General features: G+C 38.8%; 16 protein-coding genes and 1 tRNA gene. 14 read left to right on the plus strand and 3 right to left on the minus strand.

The window, feature by feature from the left end:
* The first annotated feature begins 155 nt into the window (after window positions 1-155).
* The 10 genes from GR929_RS18080 (at window position 156) to GR929_RS18125 (ending at window position 16,020) form a co-directional block, all read left to right on the plus strand.
* Window positions 156-743: an RNA polymerase sigma-70 factor gene (locus tag GR929_RS18080; RefSeq protein ID WP_159522454.1), complete on the plus strand. Its 588-nt coding sequence runs from the start codon at window positions 156-158 to the stop codon at window positions 741-743.
* Between the two features lie 60 nt (window positions 744-803).
* Window positions 804-1,859 (plus strand): FecR family protein, encoded by a 1,056-nt coding sequence (locus GR929_RS18085; RefSeq protein ID WP_159522456.1) that lies wholly within the window; start codon window positions 804-806, stop codon window positions 1,857-1,859.
* Window positions 1,860-1,971: 112 nt separating this feature from the next.
* Entirely contained in the window at window positions 1,972-5,415 is a 3,444-nt protein-coding gene (locus GR929_RS18090) for a TonB-dependent receptor (RefSeq protein WP_159522458.1), read from the plus strand.
* 33 nt (window positions 5,416-5,448) lie between these two features.
* Window positions 5,449-6,927 (plus strand): RagB/SusD family nutrient uptake outer membrane protein, encoded by a 1,479-nt coding sequence (locus GR929_RS18095; protein ID WP_159522460.1) that lies wholly within the window; start codon window positions 5,449-5,451, stop codon window positions 6,925-6,927.
* Window positions 6,928-7,177: 250 nt separating this feature from the next.
* The gene (locus GR929_RS18100; protein WP_201301060.1) at window positions 7,178-10,393 is read left to right on the plus strand and encodes a YhcH/YjgK/YiaL family protein; all 3,216 of its coding nucleotides are present in this window, start codon (window positions 7,178-7,180) and stop codon (window positions 10,391-10,393) included.
* Entirely contained in the window at window positions 10,390-11,652 is a 1,263-nt protein-coding gene (locus tag GR929_RS18105; RefSeq protein WP_159522464.1) for a mandelate racemase/muconate lactonizing enzyme family protein, read from the plus strand. The genes GR929_RS18100 and GR929_RS18105 overlap by 4 nt, the downstream gene beginning before the upstream one ends.
* Window positions 11,653-11,712: 60 nt before the next feature.
* Window positions 11,713-13,227, plus strand: coding sequence for an SLC13 family permease (locus GR929_RS18110; RefSeq protein WP_159522466.1), 1,515 nt, complete (start codon window positions 11,713-11,715; stop codon window positions 13,225-13,227).
* Window positions 13,228-14,311: 1,084 nt separating this feature from the next.
* On the plus strand, window positions 14,312-14,614 hold the full coding sequence (locus GR929_RS18115; RefSeq protein WP_159522468.1) for a plasmid mobilization protein: 303 nt from the start codon (window positions 14,312-14,314) through the stop codon (window positions 14,612-14,614).
* 43 nt (window positions 14,615-14,657) lie between these two features.
* On the plus strand, window positions 14,658-15,602 hold the full coding sequence (locus GR929_RS18120) for a relaxase/mobilization nuclease domain-containing protein (protein ID WP_159522470.1): 945 nt from the start codon (window positions 14,658-14,660) through the stop codon (window positions 15,600-15,602).
* Window positions 15,586-16,020, plus strand: coding sequence for a hypothetical protein (locus GR929_RS18125; protein ID WP_159522472.1), 435 nt, complete (start codon window positions 15,586-15,588; stop codon window positions 16,018-16,020). Before GR929_RS18120 ends, GR929_RS18125 begins: the two co-directional genes overlap by 17 nt.
* Window positions 16,021-16,167: 147 nt before the next feature.
* Here the strand turns inward: GR929_RS18125 and GR929_RS18130 are convergent, their stop codons facing one another.
* Window positions 16,168-17,232 (minus strand): IS110 family RNA-guided transposase, encoded by a 1,065-nt coding sequence (locus tag GR929_RS18130; protein ID WP_159522474.1) that lies wholly within the window; start codon window positions 17,230-17,232, stop codon window positions 16,168-16,170.
* A 554-nt stretch (window positions 17,233-17,786) separates the two neighbouring features.
* On the opposite strand from GR929_RS18130, the gene GR929_RS18135 reads away from it, so the two are divergent.
* Genes GR929_RS18135 through GR929_RS18145 form a run of 3 tightly spaced genes read left to right on the plus strand, consistent with a single transcriptional unit; the run spans window position 17,787 to window position 19,700 of the window.
* Window positions 17,787-18,140 (plus strand): plasmid mobilization protein, encoded by a 354-nt coding sequence (locus tag GR929_RS18135; RefSeq protein ID WP_159522476.1) that lies wholly within the window; start codon window positions 17,787-17,789, stop codon window positions 18,138-18,140.
* On the plus strand, window positions 18,130-19,035 hold the full coding sequence (locus GR929_RS18140) for a relaxase/mobilization nuclease domain-containing protein (RefSeq protein WP_159522478.1): 906 nt from the start codon (window positions 18,130-18,132) through the stop codon (window positions 19,033-19,035). The genes GR929_RS18135 and GR929_RS18140 overlap by 11 nt, the downstream gene beginning before the upstream one ends.
* A gap of 41 nt (window positions 19,036-19,076) precedes the next feature.
* Window positions 19,077-19,700 carry a hypothetical protein gene (locus GR929_RS18145; protein ID WP_159522480.1) on the plus strand — a complete coding sequence of 208 codons (624 nt, stop codon included), beginning with the start codon at window positions 19,077-19,079 and terminating at the stop codon, window positions 19,698-19,700.
* 121 nt (window positions 19,701-19,821) lie between these two features.
* Here GR929_RS18145 and GR929_RS18150 read toward each other — a convergent pair whose 3' ends face one another.
* Complete coding sequence (locus GR929_RS18150) at window positions 19,822-21,072, minus strand: site-specific integrase (protein WP_159522482.1); 1,251 nt, start codon at window positions 21,070-21,072, stop codon at window positions 19,822-19,824.
* 310 nt (window positions 21,073-21,382) lie between these two features.
* Window positions 21,383-21,457 (minus strand) — tRNA-Val (locus GR929_RS18155).
* A gap of 165 nt (window positions 21,458-21,622) precedes the next feature.
* Between GR929_RS18155 and GR929_RS18160 the strand changes: the two genes are divergently transcribed.
* Window positions 21,623-24,190, plus strand: coding sequence for a LamG-like jellyroll fold domain-containing protein (locus GR929_RS18160; protein WP_159522484.1), 2,568 nt, complete (start codon window positions 21,623-21,625; stop codon window positions 24,188-24,190).
* Window positions 24,191-24,266 lie beyond the last annotated feature (76 nt).

Here is a 24,266-nt window from a genome sequence, read left to right on the forward strand (position 1 = left end):
CATCAAATAGTAGGGGCTTATTATTTATGCGATTGCTTGAACAGGCTGTTATTGCAGAGCCTGTAACATATGAAAAAATAATTAAAGAAAATCACGGGTATTGATTGGATACCCCCATTAAAATATTTAATATTGTTGTCACTTATCTGGTGTTCATGTCTGTTGAAAATGAAAAAAATAAAAGTGATAATGAACTATTTCAAGATTTTCTGAATGGGAATAATCTTTATTTTTCTTATTTTTTTGATAAATATTATCGTGGGCTATGTGTCTATGCCTATAAGATGATTGGCTCTGAGAGTGCAGCTGAAGACCTCGTACAAGATTTATTCGTTAAAATTTGGGAAAACAGAAGTAAATTTTCTATCAAGGCGAACGTAAAATCATATTTCTTGCGTGCAGTCCATAACAAGTGTTTGGATTTTATTGCTCATCAAAACATAAAAGCAAGTCATCGTTCCTATCATTTAAGTCATTTCTCTGAGGCAGAGTTGTTAGATTATCCGCTGATGGATTTCGAATTAGAGGAAAGGCTAAAACAAGCTATTGATTCATTACCAAAGGGTATTCGGGAAACTTATATAATGAATCGTATTGACGGTTTGACTTATCAGCAAATAGCAGAAAAAGAAGGAGTTTCTGTAAAAGCTATCGAATACCGAATGAGTAGAGCCATCTCATTACTGCGTGAAGACCTAAAAGAGTATTTGCTATTAGCTCTTCTTTTCCTAACCCTACAATAAAATTCTGATTTCCTTTTAGGGTACTGTTTTATATACTCGTCATATTTATGTGTCATCATTATGAATCAAATTAAAAATATACCCGATTTTGTATTTGCCTGTCTAAATGAATCAGCGACAGCGCAAGAAATAGAGCAACTTGACCAATGGTTGGTTGATCTTGAAAATGCACAGTTATACAAACAACTTAAGACAATCAATATGCTTAGTAACGATTTAAAATTATATCGTTCTTTTAATATTGAGACTGCAAGAAAAAAAGTTGAACTTGAGATTAAAGAAAGGAAAAGGATAGTATTTTTCCATAGGTTGCAACGCTATGCTGCTGTCTTGCTCGTTCCTGTGCTTTTGACTGCGGCATTTTTCATATACAAAACTATTCATTTAAAACAAGATATTTCCAGATCAATTGTTGTACAGAATATTTATGCACAACCCGGTACTAGAAGTCATTTCTTCTTACCTGATAGTACTGAGGTGTGGCTGAATACAGCAAGTTCCATCAAATTCCCTTCAATATTCAAAGGAAAAACAAGACTTGTTGAGTTGGATGGGGAAGCATACTTTAAAGTATATAAGGATGAGAAAAAGCCGTTCATTGTACAAAAAGATGGCTTCCGGGTACGAGCATTAGGAACCGCATTTAATTTTTGTGCCTATGATGGAGATCGACGGTTTTCAGCTACTCTTGAGGAAGGAAAAATTCAGGTAACTGAAATTTCTTTAAATAAGACACTTTTAATAAATCCGGGGGAACAAGTCGATTTTCTGGTATCCGAAAATAAATTCAAGAAGTCAAAGGTTAATGTTCAAAATGTTATCGCATGGAAAAATGGCCGCCTGGTATTTGATAAAACACCATTATCAGATGTAGTCTTAGCTCTTGGACGTTGGTTTAATGCTGACATTGAGCTTGTTGATCCTTCCATCGCAAACTACAGGTATACAGCTACTTTTACAAATGAAAGTTTAAAGCAGGTGATGGAATTACTTGAACTTTCAGCCCCAATAAAATATACCATTAAAGAAAGATCAAAAACTGATGATAACTCATTTACTAAAGAACTAGTCAGAATACGTAAAAGTTCCAATATCGAATTCATAAAACAAAACTGAAACGCTTATGGAATAACTGATTTATAAAACAAAAGAGGCAGTCTGCCAACTGCCTCTTTTAAACCGCCTAAACGGCTAATTATATTTATTAAAAATAAAATCATTCAAATTTATGAAAAAAAAACGTAATCCTTTCATGGGAATTGGGGAACCAATCCTGTGGGTTAAATTTTTAATCACAATGAAGTTAACAATCGTCTTAAGTTTACTTTTAGTGGTACAGTCTTTTGCTATTCAAACTTACTCTCAGGAAACGACGCTGAACCTCAACGTCTATGATGTTTCAATAAAGAACGTTCTAAAGGAAATTGAAAACCAGTCGAAATTTTATTTCTTGTATAACGACGATCTTATTGATGTTTCAAGGAAAGTTAATATAAACGTGCAGAATTCCAATATTGAGGATATCCTCAACCAGGTTTTAAAAAAACAAAAAATTGGCTATGTGATTAAGGGGAGGCAGATTGTTCTTTCTCCTCTTGCTGAAAAAGACTATTTGGCTTTACTTCAAGATATTACGGTTGGCGGAAAGGTTTCTGATTCATCAGGTGATCCCCTTCCGGGTGTAACGGTTGTAATAAAAGGTACAACGAAAGGTACAATTACAGATTCTAATGGAAATTATGAATTGACAAATGTGTCTCCTAATCAAGTATTAGTTTTTTCATTTGTTGGAATGCGATCACAAGAAATTCCCGTGAAAGGGAAGCAGCAAATAAATGTTATGCTTGGTGAAGAAACGATTGGGTTAAAGGATGTTGTTGTTGTTGGATATGGAACTCAAACTAAAACAATGGTTTCAACAGCAATATCATCCATTGATTCAGAAAAATTATCAAGTATTCCTGTAACTAGTCCGGCGGAAGCAATGGTTGGACAGATTGCCGGTGTCAGATTTCAGCAAGCTAGTGGAGATCCTGGAAGCGCACCATACATCAGGATCCGGGGAAATGGTTCATTGACAAGTAGTAATAGCCCCCTTTTTGTTATTGATGGATATCCTACTGATGATGCAAGCCTATTTAATGCAATTCTCCCTAATGATATTGAGAGCATTGATGTTTTAAAGGATGCTGCGTCAGCTGCAATATACGGGTCCCGGGCAGGAAACGGTGTCATTCTGGTGACAACAAAGCAGGGGAAACTAGGGAAAACCAAATTTACTTTTGATGCTACGACAGGGATTCAGCAAGTGACACAAAGATATGAAATGGCTGGACCAGAATTATTTGCTGAAGTTGCTAAGGAGTCTCGAGTAAATTCAGGACTGGATATTCCCGATTTTTTAAACCAACCGGAAAGGTGGGCTAATACTGATTGGCAAGATGTGATTTTTCGTACAGCCCCTTTTCAGAATTTCCAAATTGGTGCTTCCGGAGGCAGTGAGAAAATGAATTTCAATATTTCTTTTGGGTATCTGGACAACCAAGGAGTACTTGTCAATAGTTTTGAAAAAAGATATTCGATGAGAGCTTCATTTAATTCAATGCTTACAAAAAAATTGGAAGTTGGAGTCAACATCGCCCCAACTTATTCTGTCGTTCGGTCCCAAAATACTTCAGGAGGGAATACTCGTAGTGGAGTCACCGGAGTACTTGCTGACGCTCTGAATAACATTCCAATGCTTCCTGTTTGGAAAGAAAATGGTGATTATTATGTCAATATCCAGGATGATGAAATGAAAGCTATTTTCAATACGAAAGTGTCTAATCCATTAAACAAACTTGATGCATATCGTGATTTTACGTATTCGATTATGCAAACAGCCAACACATTTATTTCTTATACTCCAATTGAAGGATTGACATTGAAATCGACATTTAATGTGGGTTATACAAATTTTCGAAATGAAATGTATACGGAAGCATTTTTGGCTCTGGGTAATGGAAACACGGGAAATATTTCGACCCCTAATTTGGCACAGATAACAGCAAAAAGAACAAATGTGACAAATCTGAATTGGTATTGGTCTAATACAGCAACTTACGATTTCAAGTTAGGGAATAAAAATTTATTCACTGCTCTTCTTGGCTATGATACTTCAAAACAGGAAAATTACTCTTTAGAGGTAACTCCGAGAACGGACGCTGATAATCCTGTAGCTTTTATTAACACAAACATTAAGAGTGTCGCAGGGGCTGTTCTAACCTCAGGTGCTTCACTGAAGGATGAGTATGTTTTTGATGCTTTTTTTGCTAGAGTCAACTACTCCTATGACAGAAAATATCTTTTATCTGCGTCTATTCGAAAAGATAGGTCAAGTCGCTTCGGACCTAATAATCGAGATGGAATTTTTCCGTCTGTATCTGCTGCTTGGAATATCAGTCGAGAACAATTTATGGAAGAACAAAAATTATTCTCAACAGCTAAGGTCCGGTTAAGTTACGGTGAAACTGGTAATGACAGATTGTCTGGATCATATCCTTGGTTGACAATTTTAAATAAAGATTATTATAATTTCGGCACGGTTGATGCCCGTGTATTGACTTATGCTCCTTCTGGATTTTCAAATGCCAATCTGGGGTGGGAAAAAAATAAACAGTTTGATATGGGGATCGATATAGGAGTATTAAAAAACCGACTCAATTTAAATATCGATGTCTATGAACGAAACAGTAATACAATAATTGAAGCCTCTATTCCAACAATTAACGGAAAAGCTTCGAGCGCCCTTCAGAATATTGGGAATGTTCAAAACAAAGGGGTTGAGATCACTCTGAACTCTAAAAACTTTACTGAAATTTTTCATTGGCAAACCGATTTCAATATTTCATTCAATAAGAATAAGATAACAGAGTTGAATGGAGACGCAAAAGTTTTTGGAACTGAAGATGGCTATATTAGGAACTATTTAGGACGCCCCATGGCCGATATTTATGCTTACAAAGTGATTGGAACATTTAATAATGAGCAGGATCTGATCGATTATGCACAATTTGGCACACAAGGGATTGGTGATCTTCGATTCGAAGATGTTACAGGACCAGATGGGGTTCCGGACGGTAAAATTGATGGGAATGATATGACCCTTATTGGAAATGCTCAACCCAACTTTGTATGTGGTTTGACTAACACTTTTCAATATAAAAGTTTTGACTTAAATATAATTCTTGATGGTTCTTATGGTGGTTATGTTGTAAACCAATTTGAAAGGGCTATTACATTAAATAGGCATTTGGAAAATATGACGGCAAGCAGTGCCAAAAACCGCTGGCAATCTGAAGAAAACCCAGGAGATGGCAAAACTCCGAGGGCTGGTTCACAGCATTTAAGTACAAATATTACAACTAACAGCCGGTATGTTTATAAAACAAATTTCCTAAGGATTAGAAACGTATCATTGGGCTATACACTCCCAAGGTCTACTTTACAAAAGTTGAAAATACAAAATATGAGAATATTTTTAACAGTCGCTAACTTATACACTTTTACCAAATATCCAGGATGGAATCCTGAAGGAAATACTAATGGAGATAATGCGACTTCGAATGGGTATGATATCGGGGCTTATCCTGTTTCAAGGAATAGCTCATTAGGGATTAATCTTAGTTTTTAGTTTTTCTAATGATATTAAAAAGTACAAAATAAAATGAAAATAAATAATTTACTTAGTTTGATAATCATAGTAATTTTCACTGTTTCTTGTAGTGAAAGTTATTTTGGCAGGTATCCGTTGGATTCCCTAACGGAGAGTAGTTTTTATTCTACTCAAGAAGAACTTGAATATGGACTGAATGATGCCTATAGCTCTCTAAGAGTTGCGTACGCCAATTATTTAGGTATCGGAGATTTACCTACCGATAATGCATTCAATCTAAAATTCAATAATAGTGCTGACAACATTAGTATGAATGAATCTAATGTTGTTGCTTCAAACGGGATTGTGTCTGATGTATGGGACGGAGCGTATCAAGTGATTTCAAGAACAAACCTGATTTTAACAAAGATGGAGCCCGTTAACTTGGACAAAACTTTACGTGACAGGTTTGAAGGTGAAAGCAAATTTTTACGAGCGCTAATGTATTTTAATTTGGTACGGATTTATGGATCGGTTCCCTTGGTACTAACAGATATCAAAACAACTCAGGAAGCATTCTCTATTGGGAAAGAGACTGTCGATAATATTTATGTTCAGATCATACAGGATTTGACTGATGCAATGAATTTATTGCCTGATCAATATATTGAAAATGAAAATAAGGGAAGAGCAACAAGCCTAGCCGCTAAAACTTTATTGGGAAAGGTTTATCTCACACTCCATCAATACCAAGATGCATATGACGTTCTACAAGAAGTAATAGACGCAGAAGTCCATCATTTGTTAGATAATTATTTCGATGTGTTTGATGCTGCAAATCCCAATAATAGTGAGATCATTTTTGCTGTACAATATGCTCGCGGATTTTCGCCTTCAATGGGAAACCCATTTCAGGTCAGGCATTTCCCAAATGAACAAATAGGGACTGCTCCTTATCTTAAGATGGGAACAGGAGAATATATGTTGACAACGTCGTTAATTCGGTCATTTGAGGACTCTGATAAAAGAATGATTTATGTTGATAGTCTTGCTAGTATTACACATGCACCGAGGTATATGTATATTTCAAAAAAATATATTGATCTTGGGCAGACTACAGTGACTGATTCAGGGAGCGACCTAATGATTTTACGATATGCTGATGTTTTGCTAATGTGCGCGGAAGCGAAAGCAGGTTTAGATAAACCTCAAGAAGCTCTACCCTTTGTAGCTGAAATTCGCACTCGTGCAGGATTACCAACTGATAATTCCATTGCAGATAGTAAAGAATCAATGAACCTGGCAATTGAGCATGAACGGAGAATTGAATTCTTTTCCGAAGGGCAAAGATGGTTTGATTTGCTTAGGACAGGACGTTTACAGACAGTAATGAACGCACATTTCGCGAATGGAGCAAAATACCCTGCAGAGGAGACTGGTTATAGTGGAACAACAACTAGTACAATTGAAAACTATGAACTTCTATTTCCAATTCCACAATATGAAGTGCAATTGAATCCTGATAAATTGGAACAAAATCCAGGATATTGATTTTTTTGATCATAAAAGGCAGTACTTTGTAACATCTAAACCTATAAGGTGCTGCCTTTTACTAAATAGTTAATAATTGATTAATACTGGTAGTTTTTAATATAAAATATATACATAAATGCTATTTGTAAAACAGTTATTTGCCATATTTTTAGTGTGTTTTCTCATAATTGGGATGAATACACATTCTCAAAGTCAAAGTGTTAAATCTAATGTAAATGAAAGGATTTGGCCAGAAGTACAAAAGGCAATGAAGCCTTGGACTCGTTGGTGGTGGATGGGAAGCGCCGTGGATAAGAAAAACCTTGACTTGCGTTTAACCCAAATGGCCGATGCCGGGATTGGAGGTGTTGAAATCACCCCAATCTACGGTGTAAAAGGATATGAAGACAGGTACATTGATTTTCTGTCGCCAACCTGGATGGACATGCTTGATTTTACAGAACAGAAAGCAAATTCGTTGGGAATGGGGGTAGACATGAACACAGGTACAGGCTGGCCTTTTGGCGGACCTCAGATTACAAGTAACTTCGCTGCCGCCAAGCTTATCGTAACACAACCTGGACAAGCAGTTGCCAGAAAATTATTTACAGCAAAACTGACTACAGGAATCCCAATGCAGGAGAGACTCGGATCTCCATTGGAAACCGTGATTGCCATTAATGAGCAGGGCAAAAGGATTTCCATTACGGATAAAGTGGATGCGGATCAACTATTAACATGGACACCTGAAGAAGGGAAATGGACCATTTATGCCGCGTTTTGTGGCAAAACAGGACAGAAAGTTAAACGGGCTGCTCCAGGAGGGGAAGGTTTTGTTATGGATCATTACACCAAAAAGCCGGTAGAGATCTACCTCAAAAGATTTACTGATGCTTTCCAGGGACATCGTAAAGGAATCGATGCATTTTTTAACGATAGCTATGAAGTCTATGAAGCCAACTGGTCGCCCGATCTTTTTGAAACATTTGAAAAAGAGAAGGGATATGATCTTCGGCCGTATATCAAAGAACTTATGGGTGATGAAGAAACTGATCTGGTGGCACGCTTAAAGTGTGATTACAATGAAGTACTGGGAGATATGTTACTCCATAATTTTACTAAAAAGTGGGTTGACTGGGCACATCAGAATGGTGCCAAAGCCAAAAATCAAGCCCACGGTTCTCCGGGAAACCTGTTGGATTTGTACAGTGCTGCGGATATTCCTGAATGCGAAGCCTATTTCGGGATATCTAAGTTTTCAATACCAGAATTAATATATGATGAAGCTGATCTTGATAGAGACCAATTTGAACATAATCCGGTGATTTTCAAGTATGCTTCTTCTGCTGCGCATTTTTATGAAAAATCGATGACTTCATCTGAAACTTTTGTTTGGCAAACTGAGCATTTTCGAACGGCTTTTTCACGGTGTAAGCCGGAAGTGGAAAAGCTTTTCCTGTCGGGGGTCAATCATGTCTATTTTCATGGGAGTACTTTTTCTCCTGAAGATGCAGTATGGCCTGGTTGGACTTTTTATGCATCAACTAATTTTGTGCCAGCCAACAGTACTTGGCCCCATTTAGAGGCCATGAATAAATACATCACTCGTTGTCAATCTGTATTACAAATAGGTAAACCGGATAATGAAATATTGGTGTACTGGCCAGTCTACGACCAATGGAATAAGGCTGACGGTATGGAAAAAAGGTTCAACATGCACGATTTGGATAAATGGTTATTTCCAACAGATTTTTATAAAACAGTTAATATATTACAACGAGATGGTTTTTCTACCGACTTTGTATCGGACAAAATGATTGCCGAAGCTGCAAGCGGAGAGCATAAGGCCAGTTTTTCAGAAAAAGTTTTAATCGTTCCCGAATGCCATTATATGCCTGCTAAAACTCTGGAGAATATTTTGGCATTGGCAAAAAGTGGCGTGCTGGTGGTATTTAAAAGCCTTCCGAGAGATGTGCCAGGATATGCAAACCTTGATGTCAATAGGAAGAAATTCACAAAGGATTTAAACGGACTGCAGTTTGCACCCGATGCTAAAGGGATCAAGTCCATGAGGATAGGCTCTGGCAAAGTCATTTTGGCAACCGACCTAACTGGTGCACTGGAAACAAATTCTGTTTTACCCGAAGAAATAACTGACTTTGGGCTACAGTTTATCCGGAGGAAACTGGATGACGGGAAATATTATTACCTAGTCAACCATTCATCCAATGCCATTGATGGTTTTGTGCCACTTCATGTAAAAGATGATGCTGCCATTTTGATGAACCCGCAGACCGGGACATTTGGTATCGCGTCTTCAAAAACGGATGATGGTAAGCTAGAAGTTCGGATACAATTACAACCGGGAGAAGCCATGATTGTGCGGACTTATACCAACTCAAAGAATAGTTTCAATGTAAACCCATGGAGCTATTGGGGATCACCATTGGCTAGCACTGTGATCACTGGCCCATGGAAGCTTCACTTTACACAAGGGGGGCCTGAATTGCCGGAAGATAAAACAATTGATGAACTCAAATCATGGACGCTATTGGGCGACGCTAAGGCTGTTGCTTTCTCCGGAAGTGGAGTATATACGACAACTTTTGAAATGGACTATATTTCTGCCAATGAGTATATGCTTAATTTAGGAAAGGTTAGCGAAAGTGCACATGTTTGGATTAATGGGAAAGATGCAGGAATTGCCTGGAGTATTCCCTTCCAACTGAAAATAAAACAATTCCTGAAAACCGGAACCAATACCCTGAAAATTGAGGTTGCCAACCTGTCGGCAAACCGTATCCGGGATATGGACAGGCGTGGGGTTAAATGGCGGAACTATCACGAGATTAATTTTGTGAACATTAAATACCAGCCATTTGACGCTTCCAATTGGGACCCCGTGCCATCGGGCTTAATGGGACCTGTTACAATCACTGCATATACCACTGATCAGTATCTGGAATCAAGGGATTGGCTTCATGGCTGGAAGGCATTGCCCCATCCGTCTATTAACCGGGATGAACTCGCCCTCCAAATAAAGACGAACAAGTCACTATGGGACAAAGCTTTCGATTTTTTGGCGAACACTAATCTGGATTCGATTCCTCCAGGTCGGTATCCGATTGTTGGAGACAGTGTCTTTGCCACAGTCACATTGGCTCCTTCCAAGAAAATCGACGTGTCAAAATGGGAATCGCACCATGAGTATATTGACATCCATCATGTCATAAAAGGGAAGGAGATGATTGGTATGTCTCCTCTGTTGGCACTGACCATACGGGATGCTTATGATCCGGAAAAAGAAATCATGTTTTGGGAGGACCATGGGGGCAGGAGCTACTACGAAGCGACACCAGGTAATTTCTTCATATTTTTTCCGGACAATGCACATCGCCCCAATATTGAAATTCCCGGCTATGACCCAGTAAAAAAAGTAGTCGTAAAGATTAGGTACCATCACACAAACAAACCAACATTATGAAACTGAGTAGACGTAATTTCCTTTCAGCAACAGCATTGGGAAGTGTGGCAACCGCATTCCCGTTTTTATCTTATTCAAAAGGATCAAATCAAAATATTGATTCGATTTATTCCAAGTTGGATAATGCCATCAAACAACCTGTTTTCAAAAGGGAGTTGTTTCCCTCTCCGGTTATTATTGATTCTGTTGAACTTCTTCGTTATAAAGATACTTTTCTTTGCCGTGTTAGGTCAAAAGATGGGGCAGAAGGAATTTCGGTGGGCAACAGCCTCCAACTCCGGTCGCTTTATCCTATTTTCGTAAAAAGGGTTCAACCGTTTTTCATTGGAAAAGATGCCCGGGACTTAGAACATTTATTAGATCAGGTTTATGTGTACGGAAGTAATTACAAACTGCAAAGTGTTGCCCTTTGGGTACCGATTGCTACGCTTGAGTTTGCCATCCTTGATATGATGGGACGGATTTCCGGAAAATCAATCGGGGAACTGATTGGTACAATCCACAACAAAGGAATCGCCGTTTATCAGGCTAACAGCGAAAGAGGGATCACTCCCGAAGAGACAATTGATCACTTAAAAGAGCAACTTTCCCGGACACATGCCAAAGCCATCAAATTTAAATTGGGTGGTCGTATGAGTCATCCCGAATATCCTCCATATCGTTCGGAAAAGCTCATTCCATTAGTTCGAAAAACTTTTGGCGATGACATGGTTATTTCTGCCGATTCAAACGGGTCTTACGATGTGCCGGAGGCTATTCGCATTGGGAAAATCATGGAAGAATACAACTATGCTTTCTATGAAGAGCCTGTTCCGTTTGACTGGTATGAAGAGACTAAACAGGTTGCCGACGCCCTTACTATTCCGGTTGCTGGCGGAGAGCAGGAACCGAGCTTGCATAATTTTCGCTGGTTGATTGCGAATAATGCATTAAAGGTTCTTCAACAGGATATGTTTTATTTTGGAGGCATGGTTCGTTCGATGAAAGTGGCTCGAATGGCTGATATTACAGGGAAAGTATGTACTCCGCATATTACTGGCGATGGCTTTGGTTATGTATATATGATGCATTTTATATCCAGTATTCCCAATTCAGGGCCTTATCATGAGTTTAAGGAATTGAGTAAAGACATTCCGTTTGAATGTAAGACATCATCTTTAGTAAGCGAAGATGGAGTTGTAAAGGTTCCAACCGGTCCGGGGCTGGGGGTCGATCTTGATCCTGATTATATAGAAAAACATGAGATTGTAAAAGGATAATTCTTTTTTGTTGTTAACAGGAAATCTCTTGTTAATCATATCATTTTATTTAATCATATAATGAAAGTATTAAAAAAGCATTCCTTATGGAGTGTAACAGGACTTTTGGCTTTTACATTATTACTCGTTTTTAATGTAGAACCGAAAGACCCTGTTGTGGGCAAAGCTTTGGCGATTACGGTTCTAATGGCTATTTGGTGGGTGACTGAGGCAGTTCCGTTGGCTGTTACAGCTTTACTTCCTGTTATTCTTTTCCCAATTTTGGGAGTTATGGATGGGAAAGCCATTACGACTACCTATTTTAATAATATCATTTTTCTGTTTATGGGAGGCTTCATAATGGCTCTGGCTATGGAGCGTTGGAATCTTCACAATCGCATAGCGCTTCAAATTGTCAATTGGATTGGCGTGAGTCCCGGAAGAATCCTGATGGGGTTTATGGTTTCTACGGCATTTTTATCGATGTGGATGAGTAATACGGCCACTACGATGATGATGCTACCGATAGCCATGTCAGTGGCTACCAAACTGAAAGATTTAATAAACAGTAAAGAGTCGGTTAGTCATTACGCTATTGGACTGTTTTTAAGTATTGCATACAGTTCTTCTATTGGGGGAATGGCAACTTTGGTAGGTACTCCTACTAATATGGTAATGGTCAAAATTCAGGATATTCTTTTTGCTGGTGCCCCTGAGATTTCATTTACACAGTGGTTGATGTTTGCTTTGCCTCTATCTGTTACAATGATTGGAGTTACGTGGCTGCTTATTTACTTTATCTTTCGTCCGAAAAAAAGGTGGCATGAACTGAATTATGATTCCTTTGACGTTTATTTTAAGAGAATGGGAAAGATGACTTATGAAGAAAAATGGGTCTTAAGCTTGTTTGGGATGCTGGTTCTCGCCTGGATTTTCCGTCCTGGGATTAAAATAAATGATTTTTTCCTCCCCGGCTGGGCTGATTTGTTTTCCAATAAAAACTTTATCAGTGACGGGACAACTGCAATTCTTTTTTCAGTAATTTTATTTTTGATCCCGTCAAAAAATAAGAAAGGAAAGATGTTAATGGACTGGAAAACTGCCAATAAATTGCCTTGGAATATTGTTTTACTTTTTGGAGGTGGATTTGCTCTTGCTAAAGGATTTGAATCATCGGGTTTGTCAGTTTGGTTAGGAGAACAAATGCAGTTTGGAGAATATTTCCCAAGTGCTTTATCTCTCCTGCTGATTATTATTTTAATGTCTTTTCTTACAGAATTAACATCGAATGTGGCAAGTACTACTATCTTATTACCAGTATTTGCAGGAATTGCAATATCAAAGAATATTCATCCTTATTTTTATATGATCCCTCTGACCTTGGCTGCAAATCTGGCTTTTATGTTACCAACAGCAACACCCGGAAATGCAATCGTATTCGGGACTGGTAAAATTTCGATTAGACAAATGATGAAAACAGGTATTTTGTTGAATATGATTGGAGTACTATTAGTTTTACTTATTTCAATTACGCTCTTGAAATGGGTATTTGAAATATCTGTTCATGAATTGCCTTCGTGGGCTATTTTAAAATAAATTCTCATGAAATTTTTTAAGGAAAAGAATTAACGGATTTAACCAGGAAATGTTAATCTCAGTAATTATCTATTATTTTTTTGTCATTTGTTGCTGTATAATTTGATACGGTCAATTTTAGAGAGAGATTTCAACATAGTCAGTCTATTCATAAAAAATGCAAGATTAGGGAAAGTGCTCTGCCGTTTTAATGGTTTCCTATTTACAGGTACTAAGTTTTGATTCTAAAATTTAATTTCCCATATAGATTGGATCCTAATTAAACATGTTTATAATTTCATCGATGGCATCCAATGGTAGATTTGTCATCCATTCTTCTTTTCTAAGGTCCGACATTAAAGCTCTGATAGACAGGGGGGGGAGTGTTTTTGGCAAAATGATTTTAGGCTATTTTTTTGCAGGTTTTCTGTACTGATCAATGGCAAACAATCAATTTGGGCGATCATTGATTTTGGGATGTAGACAGGCATTGGCACTTAAAATTTTACAATTTTTCGAACGACTTTTTCGTCCTGCAATACACTTTTTCGAAGGACTTTTTGAGAAAGGAATGTTTTGCTATTCTATTCATCTCCATCAAACCTCAAAAAGAAGCCCCAATTTAGCCAGTCCGTTACTTAAAAAGTACAAGGCCAAGACAAGTGTCCTGCCGTTTACGATTTTTAATAAGATTTGGACCCAGTAAATCCAGTTTGGCAGGACAGCCTTGATTTTTCACCGGACTGGCAATTGAAAGGACTTTCTTTTTATTTTTTTGACTGTTTTTTCTTTTTCTTTGAGGAATTTGGGTGCATGTCAATTGATTGATATTGTGTTGTTTTACTGTTTTGTTTTTTGTTTCTATCCCCTAGTTTTACTGGTGACAATATTAGAGAAAAGTGCGGATAGCAAGATACTATTTTAAAAAGCAACAATTAATGAGCTTTTTTTTGCTTCAAAGTAGAAGCGGGCTGGAAGGTATCTTGTGCGGGTAGTCATTAAGTGCGTAGGCATTGCAAGATGTCAGTTTGTATATACAAACTGCTCTTGCCCGCTTCCGCTAAGTGATGACACCCAAATGGGGTCATAAAAGGAGTCTGGAATAATGAACAAGACCAAAAATATTATTCTCAGGTGCAGTGTTGGAGAAAAGAGAATCATACATCAGCTGGCAAAGAAAAGCGGACTAACGCTTTCCGAGTATTGCCGCAGGCAGGCCATGCATGGTGAAGTAAAAGCCATACCCGCACTAACGCAGCAGGAGATTGAATACTTCCGGATGTTGAAGACTTACAGTACCCATTTTAACCGGATAAGCAGCCTGATACGAAAAAAAGACCCTGCATTGGTTGAAGATATAAGGCAACTGGTAAGTGAGCTGACCCGGCTTCAGCAACGCATTGTTTAAGGAGAGCAAAAGGGATTAATGTTTTATAAAACCGTTATAACAGATGATAGCCAAAGCCAAAGCAATAGCGCATGGAAGCAGGGCGATAGAATATGCACTGCGGGAATCAAAGAAGGGGTCTTTGGTGGCATCCAACCTGGTTCAAAACGAAACGCCCGGCGCGATTTACAACGAGTTTCTGGAGCTGCAGGAATGTAATACGCGTTGCAGGAATAAGTTTATCCGGATCGAGATAGGCATTGCCCCCGGAGATGAGAAGAAACTTGGAGAGGAAGACCTTGCCGGTATTTGCAGGGAGTTTAGCAGTCGTTTTGGTTTTGAGAATCACCAGTGGATTGGATGTATCCACCGGGATACGGAGCATTTACATATGCACATGATCGTTAACCGGATCGGGATAGACCAACGTGTTTATGATACCAGTTTTATCAGCAAACGGGCCGGAAAGATTGCAGAAAGCATCAGCCGGGAACTGGGACTGACCATTGCCAACCAGGTAAAACGTAAAAGCAAGTACCGGCCTGAAGTAATGGGCTTTGAACGGATACTGGCCAAAACACTGATCTGCAAGGCTGCCGGAGAAGTGTTATCGGGGCATCCCACATCCCTGCAAGAATTTACAGCAATGATGAAAAAGCATGATATCGCTGTTCAGCAGGCGGTCAATAAAAAAGGAAACACCTATGGTTTGCGGTTTACCGGTCACAATCAGACCTTCAAAGCCTCTCAGATCGGCAAAGAGTTTGGCTACCGTACCCTGCTGAATACATTTAAGGAAAACAGAGAGATCCTCAGTCAGGATTCCGGGCATCTAAACAAGCAGGAACAATCACAAGGTAAATCGGTCAGGAATGCAATTTTGTCTGGTATCGCTTATATATCCGGTCCGCGGCAATTACTTCGGGAAAATGATTCCAGGATAAGTGAAGAGGAAAGAAAGCGAAAACAAAACCTAAAAAAGAAACGAAGATATGGCCCGAAATTCTAATCCACGGACGCAGTCGGTCAAAGATGCGATGCTGGCAGAGATCATCGTAACGGAACTATCAAAGTTCAACACTTCGCATGAAGTAATCATGGAAAGCACAGAAAAGATCCTGAGCCGGTACAATGACATAGGGTTGCTGATTAAACGTATGCACCAGCGGGACCAGGCGATTGCCGGGAGTATCAAAGATTTACAGTTCTCGGCAGAACAAAACCGTTACATGACGGATCTATCCATGCCTATAGTCCGTAAATTGAAAGAGATTGACGAACATGGCATCCGCATTGAGCCCGGGGCACTGGATAAGATAACCAGTGCCGTAGAGCAAGGTAACAAACCACTTCTTACACAAATCAAATGGGTTAGTTATGGCTTGCTGGCCGGCTTTGTCATTCTGTTGCTGATCCTATTGTTTTAATCGTTAAAATATTGTCAGGACACAATTGTCCGGCTAAAGGTTATTAAAATCGTTTGTTACACCTTATCTTTGTACATAAGAGGTTATACCCTTTCTGCGGATCGGGTAGAGACCATCTACCGTAGCCCGCTTTGCCGGGCTACTTTTTTATACCGCTACCGGTTCCTGAGAGTCTTGCAGAACAATATTCTTTTGAGAGTTATTCGTGTGGCCTAAAACATAGTCCGTATTGTTTTTATAAAGCGTGTAAATAAGGATCAGCAATTTACGTTCCAGGGCGATAACGCCAGTTTTCCCGGGTTTCCCGTTCTCCTTCATCCGGTTGAAATAAATACGCAGGGTTTGGTTGTGGATAATGGAACATACGGCCGCCATGTATAAGGCAGCCCGTATATATGCGTTTCCCCTTTTGGATATCCGTGGCCTCCATGCCAGTGTCCCTGATTCCCGGATCACCACATCCAGCCCGGCATAGCTGACCAGTTGCCTGCGGTTGCCAATATTGGAGAAGCCATCGGTTTCGGCAATAACCGTTGCCGCAGTTACAAAATTGATCCCGGGAATAGTAATTACATGTTTCATCTTTTCGTGCAACACAGGCGATTCGGCAACCAGTTCCTGCATCTGTACTTCAATCTCAGCCAGTTGTTTTGTGGCTAACTTAACCCGTTGCTTCAGGCGTTTAATACTTTTGGCATACGCTTTATGGGAATGATTTAGAGCATGCAGTTGGTTGGTAAGGGCATTCCTGTCCCGGATGATACTGATCCGTTCCCGGCTCAACCGTTTAAGAATGCGCAGGTTTTCTGTTGGCCTGTTCCACAAAGGCAAATCTCTTTCCAGTCCCATGCGTGCCAGCATAATGGCATCAATACGGTCTGTTTTATTCTTCTCATCCAGGCTTCTGGCATATTGTTTTCCTTTGGCAGGTTGGATAATACTCAGCTTAAAGCCCAGGTCACTCAAAAAATAAGCTGCCTCTTCATGGTAAACACCGGTAGCTTCCATATTAACATGCAGGTAAACCGCCTTGTCACTTTTCTTTTCAATCCATTGCCTGAGTTTCAGCAGCCCTTTACCGTTGTTCTCAAACCTGCTTGTCGACACTACTTTTACCTGCAGATCCTGCGTATAAACAGCGAGACAACAGTCCACTTTTTTCATGGATACATCAATACCCACACATTGCTTAAGAATCGTTTTTGTGTTCATAGAAATGTTTTTAATGGTTTGATTTTGATATCTAGAGAGCTATTATCCCACCGTCCATCCTCATGTACTACGCAGGCTCGAAGTTTATACCACGGCTTAAAATACTATCCGGACTCATGGATAAAGAATACAGCAGAGGCCGGTTCTTGCATAAGCATATTCCACAGCCCGTGGAACTGAAAGATGTGCATGTCGCTCTTCTGCTGTTTCTCTATATATCAGCAATTTAACTAATCTTTCTTCAAAAATACGAACAGGCAAAGGATAAGGCAGGTATAATCTTGCTATACATACACAGGCTTCTCTGTTGCAGGTTTATGTTCGATACTCTCCCTTAACTTTTATCATGACGAAGAAGCAAGCAAGACAGCAGAGGCAGATTCTTGCAGATAAACATACTCCACTGCGGTGGAGCTAAAAGATGTGTTTGATGCTCTTCTGCTGTTTCTTGCTTTACGTTCTAAATACATGATTTTGTAAAAGTATGAGTTTATGTTTTGGTCTTACCAAAACTCCCTTTTCATCCCGTTGGTCTCAATTCAAAATGGCAGAAAATGAAAAACAGGTACAAAACCGGCCGGCCTAACAAAAAACTAGGTGAAAAGAAATCGTACCGGGTCAGTGTTAAGATGGCCACTGCCGAGTACTACTCACTAAAAGCCAAAGCCAGAGAAGCAGGAATAAACAGGAGCGAGTTCATCAGGAAGAGCATCCAGAAAAGTGTCATTAAACAACGTTTATCAACGGAAATACTTGATTTGGTGCGAAAGCTATGTGGAATGGCCAATAACCTGAACCAGATTGCACGAAAAGCTAATGCAGTGGGATACGCGGATGCCAGGAGTGAATACCTTTTTCTTGCCGGTAAGATCGATAACCTTTTAGAACAGATCCGCAATGATGGCTAAGATTGTAAAAGGACAGGATTTTAGGGGAGTCGTTAATTATGTACTTGATAAGGAGAAAGGCACCCAGCTATTGGAGAGCCAGGGAGTGAGGCTCAAAGACCGGGAGTCCATCATTCAAAGTTTCGCTTTCCAGTCTGAAATGAATCCCCGGATCAAGAAACCAGTTGGTCATATTTCTTTGGACTTTTCGGCAAAAGACAAACAAAAACTTGATAACAGGCTCATGGTGGAGGTTTCCCGGGAATATATGCAGAGGATGGGAATTGAGAATACCCAATACATAGTTGCCCGTCACTACGATAAGGAACATCCACATGTCCATCTTATTTTCAACAGAGTTGACAATACTGGAAGAACAATTTCCGACCGGAATGACCGCTACCGAAGTGAAAAGATCTGCAAAGAACTGACCACAAAATATGGATTATACTTTGCCAAAGGGAAGGAAAATGTTAAGGTTCAGCGGCTCAAAGAACCGGACAAAACCAAGTATGAAATTTATGAAGCTTTAAAGAATCTTATTCCCCAATGCCAAAACTGGGATCATGTCATTGGAAGACTCAAAGAACAAAATATAACGGTTGATTTTAAGTTCAGGGGCAAAACCAGCGAGATACAGGGAGTGAGCTTTATTAAAAATGGTTATTCTTTTAATGGATCAAAGGTCGATAGGCAGTTCAGCTATTCGAAAATTACCTTTCAAATGAAACAGAATCTTGCTCAACAAATGAAACTAGATCATAAAGCCCACGCCCAAATATCGGATAGAATGGTTGCTGGAAACTTTTTGGCCAGTCTCATTTACAAAATGGGGAAATACGCTGATGAAAGAAAACAATGGGATAAAAAACATGCAATCCCAAAAATCAAAAGAAGAAAGGGGCTAAGGAGATAACCAGCGAGCAACAGAAAATCATAATAGAAAAATACGTAGTCATGAAAAACAATGCCATTATTAGCGAAATGTTCGAGGAGATCAAATCCCGGCTTGTAGCAATTGAAACGAAACTTAATGGCCAGGAGGACAGGCCAAAAGTGATCGATGAAGAAAGAAGGCTCAGAAATAACAGGACAGCCATTGCATCTGTATTAAAGCAGATTTCCACCTATCTTTCAACCATTCACTTGGAAGCTACTGGAATTCCCGAGAAAATACAGGAATCTCAACAAAAAGTCCTTTCCAGCTTGGAACAAGTTCAGGCAATCGTTACTAAACAAGAAAAAGATAGCACAATTCACCATCGTCATGTCATTGACCTCAAGTCTTCTAAAGTAGTTCTGGCGTTTATTGTATTGGGGTTTGTTTTGCTTGGGTCATTTGTAGGCAATGTTTACCAGTATAGAATGAATAGCCAGATGGGTGATAATGACTTAATGTTCCGTTATATCAAAGTCCATGATGGGATTAATTCGAAAGACCTTTCAAAATTGGAGGATATCTTTAATTACCATCGCGATAAAAATCTGATCAAAAAGATTAGGGGAGAGGTTGAAGAATTTGAAATGAAAGTGAGGAAACGAGCTGAGTATATTGAAAAAAAGAGGTTGAATGAAAACTAATAATTAAAATTACAGAGATAGTCAATTTTATATAGAATGTTTTCTGAAAACAACAATATTTGATTAATATGTTGTTTCTAAACAACAAAATGAGTAAGTACTTTGATGTACATATTCTCACTTATCCACTTGCTTTTTGTTGGTTAGGCTTTTGCACTGAAAGTTTTGACTTTAGCGCTTCCATATCATCCGACAATTTGGAATCTACAATCCGGGCATAAATTTGTGTTGTTTTAATTGAAGTGTGCCCGAGCATTTTTGAAACAGATTCAATTGGAACACCATTGCTCAAAGTAACTGTCGTTGCAAAAGTATGACGGGCCAAATGATAGGTCAGGTATTTAGGAATGTTGCAAAAGTCGGCCACTTCTTTTAAATAGCTGTTTAGTTTTTGGTTTGAAATAACAGGGAAAATAGTCCCATTGAATTTTGATCGGGGATTGTCAATGTATTTTTGAATAAGTTCCCATGCCTTTGGGAGTACCGGAATTCTCATAGAAACACCGGTTTTCTGCCGGCTCGAGATGATCCAATGATTTCCGTCGGTCCCCAAATGAATATCTTCAGGTTTTAGTTGAACTGTGTCAATATAAGCGAGACCTGTGTAGCAGCTAAACACAAATAAGTCTTTTGCGAGTACAAGTCGTGGAAGCTTAAATTCTGCTTCTTCGATTCTTAAAAGTTCATCAGCTTCTAGGTAGCCCCGTTCGACCTTCTTGAATCTGATTTGATAATTTCTGAATGGATCAGTTTTAATCCAGTCGAGCTTGAGGGAAAGCTTGACAACAACCCGAAAGCGTTCGATGTGCTTCATTACGCCGTTGTTTTGAAGGGGCTTTTGATGATCGGTGGGTTTTCTTGTTCGTAGAAAATGGTCAAAATCTGTGATCAGTTTATAGTTGATTTTTCTCAAGAGGATATTTTCAGTTTTATATTGAGATAACAGAAATTCCTTTACATATTTTTCGGTTGTTGAATAATGATGGAGGGTATTCTTAGATATATTTCCTTCTGATATCTTCCTATGGTAATCAAATGCATCCTGGATGGTATTGCCAGCTTCTTCAATACCTAAAAATTGATTTTTAACCATGGTTGCGGTGGGTAATTCTCCTTCAACCAGAAGCTCCCGGTAAATATTATTCAGCCTAGTTCTAACCTTCTCCAAAAACTGGTTCAGTTCCTTGTTTTTCTTTTTTCTGCCATTAGCTTTTTCGGCGACAGGATTCCAGTCGCTAGGTTCGACTCGTTGCTTCAGTGAAATTTCTGACCTCGAACCATTAATTGTAATTCGGGCATAAATGATTTGATTGTTTTTGTCGTTGTTTGATCTTGTTACGAACTGTATACCAAATGATTGTGTCGATTCCATGTCAATTCAATTTGACCTCTTTTTGTTTAAAATGTCATTTCCTAGTCGTTTACTCACTCCAACTTCTTAAAACATGATCCAAAATGGTTCATTTTAGGGGTATTAAAAGTAGAGTTTGAAAAACGTATAAGTCAGTATTTCAAATTATTACAGCGATGCTGGTGAGTAAATATAACATAAATAAATCACTCACCGGATCACTCACGAGAACATTGAATTTGATTGGATTATTTTGGTGTAAGAAAAAAATTAAAAATCCAATAAACATTTGATTTACTGGATTTTAGTTCGATTTGAAGTTTGCCCAAAGTGGGTTGTACTGGATTCGAACCAGTGACCCCTACCCTGTCAAGGTAATGCTCTAAACCAACTGAGCTAACAACCCGTTTGAGCCACAAAAATAGAAAAAATATGATTCGGTGATCATTTTTTACTTGAATTGCGGGTGATTCTTACTACTTTTTGTTACTGATTGAATGGTATCGTTATGAATCAAGCCTTTTTATATCTTTGTTAGATTATAAATTTGATGGTGGATGGTCATTAGTCTATGATACAACAACGAGCAATAAAATATATTCTTCTTTTATTTTCATTCTGTATAACATTTCAAGTTGGAAAAGCAGCTGAAGATGTTGTTTTTAAGCATTATGATGAAAGTATATTTGTGGTTTCCAATTTTTCAGGAATTGATGCTACAACACGAGAAAATAAAACCGTATCAGAGTTGCTTGATGCCAATGTTGGAGGCTTTCGGTTTTATTTGGAATGGGATCGGCAGAAAAGTCAGTTGATGTTGCGTGATGCTTATGGGAGATATCAACCTTTGCAGGACCCGTTGGTTGTTATTCGTAAAGCACTTGAAAATGAGCCGGATAAAATTCTGACCTTATTTCTCGATTTTAACGTTAATGCGAACGAGTTAACAACGATTATAGGAGAGACCGGTATTCTGCCTTATCTCTATGTGCATGAGGAGGAAAATGAATGGCCGACCTTGAAAAACATGGTAGAGACCGGGAAACGAATTGTTATTTTTACGATGCAACAACACCGAAACAGTCCCGAGTGGTTGCACTATGTTTGGGATTATGCGGTTGAACCTTATTTTTCAATTTTGGAAGCTCCGGATTTTGCCGGTGAGTTTTTAAAAGGAGATGCTAAAAACAGCTTATTGATTTATAACGACTATAACTTCCCCAAAAGAGCCGGTCAGCCAGATGAATCATTTTTCAATACAACTCAGAACCCATACTTGATTGAGCATATTAAGAGTGTTTGGAAAAGTACCGGAAAGACTCCGAATTTTATTATGCTTGATCGCTATCAAGACTGGATTTTGCAGGTGCTATATCAACTTCGAGATTTCAAAACAATAAAAGGAACGGTTACGTTTAATGCACAACCTTTAAATTACGTGAGTTGGGCAGGGACAAATAGTCTTAGCTTTGGCAACTATAGTTTTCCTGTAGGGCCGGGAGAAACACTGGTTTTAACTCCTAAAAGCCCGGGATATCAGTTTAAGCCGGAATCGGTTGTTTTTGAAGAGCCCGAACAAAACAAACAGCAACATTTTGTTGCAATACCATTGGAAATTACGGAAGGGCTGGAGGCCTATTACAGTTTTGAGAACGGCTCAATGGACTATAGTATCAACAGCTTTAATGGGAAAGATGTTGATATGCAATATCAAGATGATGAGCAACGTGACATGGTCGCAGTTTTTGAAAAAGACAGCTATATTATTTTACCGAAGGCTGAAGATTTGAAGCTCAGAGATCATGATTTTACGGTTTCAACATGGATAAAAATAAAGGACTATAATGTGACTGAGCGTGACATTAGTATTCTCGGAACCAAAGGAAGTTCCTACCAACAATCCATTCACCTTGTGTTGCGAAACCAAAAACCGTATTTCGGATTTTATGCCAATGACCTGCAGGGAAATACGACAATAGAAGCAGGGCGATGGTATCATTTGGTTTGGCGTTACAACAAACTTACGGGTGAGCAAGCCATTTATGTGGATGGTAAACTGGATAGTCGTTCGCTCGGACATCCGTCGTATAAAGGCCGCGAAAATATTTATGTTGGAATGACCGGTTATAGTGCCAGTACGCATATGAATGGTCGGATTGACGATTTGGTAATCTGGTCGCGTACTTTGGGTGATGAAGAAATCTGGAGTTTGAGTAAGGATTTGGTTGATTTGGCTCAAAGCAAGAATATTTTCCTACGCTACCCGCTATTATCGAAAATCGGTATAATTACTTTGGCGCTATTATTACTGTTGCTGATCTACCTAAAGCTTCCCATGCGTTTGGGACGAAAAAGCTATCTTCCGAAAGAAAAGCTTAAGGAATTGGAGGATCTACAGAATGACTATCCAGAGCGGAATTACATCCAGCTTTTTGGGGATTTTCGGGTAGTTGATAAAGAGGGAGATGATGTTACACCTCAGTTTACTCCAAAAATAAAGCAGCTCTTTTTATTGATTCTGGTTTACTCGCAACACCGAAAGAAAGGGATTTCAACAAAGGAGCTATCAGAGATTTTGTGGCCGGGAATGAGCTATCAAAATGCAAAGAATAGTAGGGGCGTCACAATCCGGAAGTTGCGGATTATTCTTGAAAGACTGGATTCTGTTGAGGTTGTTTTTAACGTCGACTGTTGGAATATTCATTTTGGAAATTCGGTTTACTGTGATTATGTAGAATGCTTGAAAATATTGAAAGAGAATAAAGAGAAAGAGCCAACATTTTACCCCGATTTTTATAAAATTGTCCGTGCTGGGGAAGTTTTGAAAGATGAGAACCACGATTGGCTTGACGACTACAAAGGTTTTGTTGGAAATAATATTGTAGACAATCTACTAAAGTTTATTCACCGATTGGAACTGGAAGTTGATCACGACTTGATTTTAAAACTGGCAGATCGTATTTTGCTTACCGATCCGATTAATGATCAAGCACTGTCTTATAAGCTTCGAGCATTGGTCGTTCAGAACAACCTCAATACAGCAAAATATACCTATGAGAAGTTCGTAGTGCTTTACGAGAAACTTTATGGTGAACGATTTGAGCTCTCATTTGATGAACTAATTCACACTCGCAATTAACTAAGTATTCATCAGGGTTAATTTATTTTATTAATCTTTTATTCGTTTGTTTTTTAGTGCATTATGTATTTTCAGA

Origin of the sequence: Sunxiuqinia indica (assembly GCF_009847015.1) — a bacterium.
In the GTDB taxonomy this organism is placed as follows: domain Bacteria; phylum Bacteroidota; class Bacteroidia; order Bacteroidales; family Prolixibacteraceae; genus Sunxiuqinia; species Sunxiuqinia indica.

Coding starts and splice junctions, on each gene's coding strand:
- GR929_RS18140 (WP_159522478.1), top strand. CDS start 18,130: ATGATGGCTAAGATTGTAAAAGGACAGGATTTTAGGGGAGTCGTTAAT.
- GR929_RS18110 (WP_159522466.1), top strand. CDS start 11,713: ATGAAAGTATTAAAAAAGCATTCCTTATGGAGTGTAACAGGACTTTTG.
- GR929_RS18090 (WP_159522458.1), top strand. CDS start 1,972: ATGAAAAAAAAACGTAATCCTTTCATGGGAATTGGGGAACCAATCCTG.
- GR929_RS18100 (WP_201301060.1), top strand. CDS start 7,178: ATGAAGCCTTGGACTCGTTGGTGGTGGATGGGAAGCGCCGTGGATAAG.
- GR929_RS18085 (WP_159522456.1), top strand. CDS start 804: ATGAATCAAATTAAAAATATACCCGATTTTGTATTTGCCTGTCTAAAT.
- GR929_RS18150 (WP_159522482.1), bottom strand. CDS start 21,072: ATGGAATCGACACAATCATTTGGTATACAGTTCGTAACAAGATCAAAC.
- GR929_RS18160 (WP_159522484.1), top strand. CDS start 21,623: ATGATACAACAACGAGCAATAAAATATATTCTTCTTTTATTTTCATTC.
- GR929_RS18130 (WP_159522474.1), bottom strand. CDS start 17,232: ATGAACACAAAAACGATTCTTAAGCAATGTGTGGGTATTGATGTATCC.
- GR929_RS18125 (WP_159522472.1), top strand. CDS start 15,586: ATGGCCCGAAATTCTAATCCACGGACGCAGTCGGTCAAAGATGCGATG.
- GR929_RS18105 (WP_159522464.1), top strand. CDS start 10,390: ATGAAACTGAGTAGACGTAATTTCCTTTCAGCAACAGCATTGGGAAGT.
- GR929_RS18135 (WP_159522476.1), top strand. CDS start 17,787: ATGAAAAACAGGTACAAAACCGGCCGGCCTAACAAAAAACTAGGTGAA.
- GR929_RS18115 (WP_159522468.1), top strand. CDS start 14,312: ATGAACAAGACCAAAAATATTATTCTCAGGTGCAGTGTTGGAGAAAAG.
- GR929_RS18120 (WP_159522470.1), top strand. CDS start 14,658: ATGATAGCCAAAGCCAAAGCAATAGCGCATGGAAGCAGGGCGATAGAA.
- GR929_RS18145 (WP_159522480.1), top strand. CDS start 19,077: ATGAAAAACAATGCCATTATTAGCGAAATGTTCGAGGAGATCAAATCC.
- GR929_RS18095 (WP_159522460.1), top strand. CDS start 5,449: ATGAAAATAAATAATTTACTTAGTTTGATAATCATAGTAATTTTCACT.
- GR929_RS18080 (WP_159522454.1), top strand. CDS start 156: ATGTCTGTTGAAAATGAAAAAAATAAAAGTGATAATGAACTATTTCAA.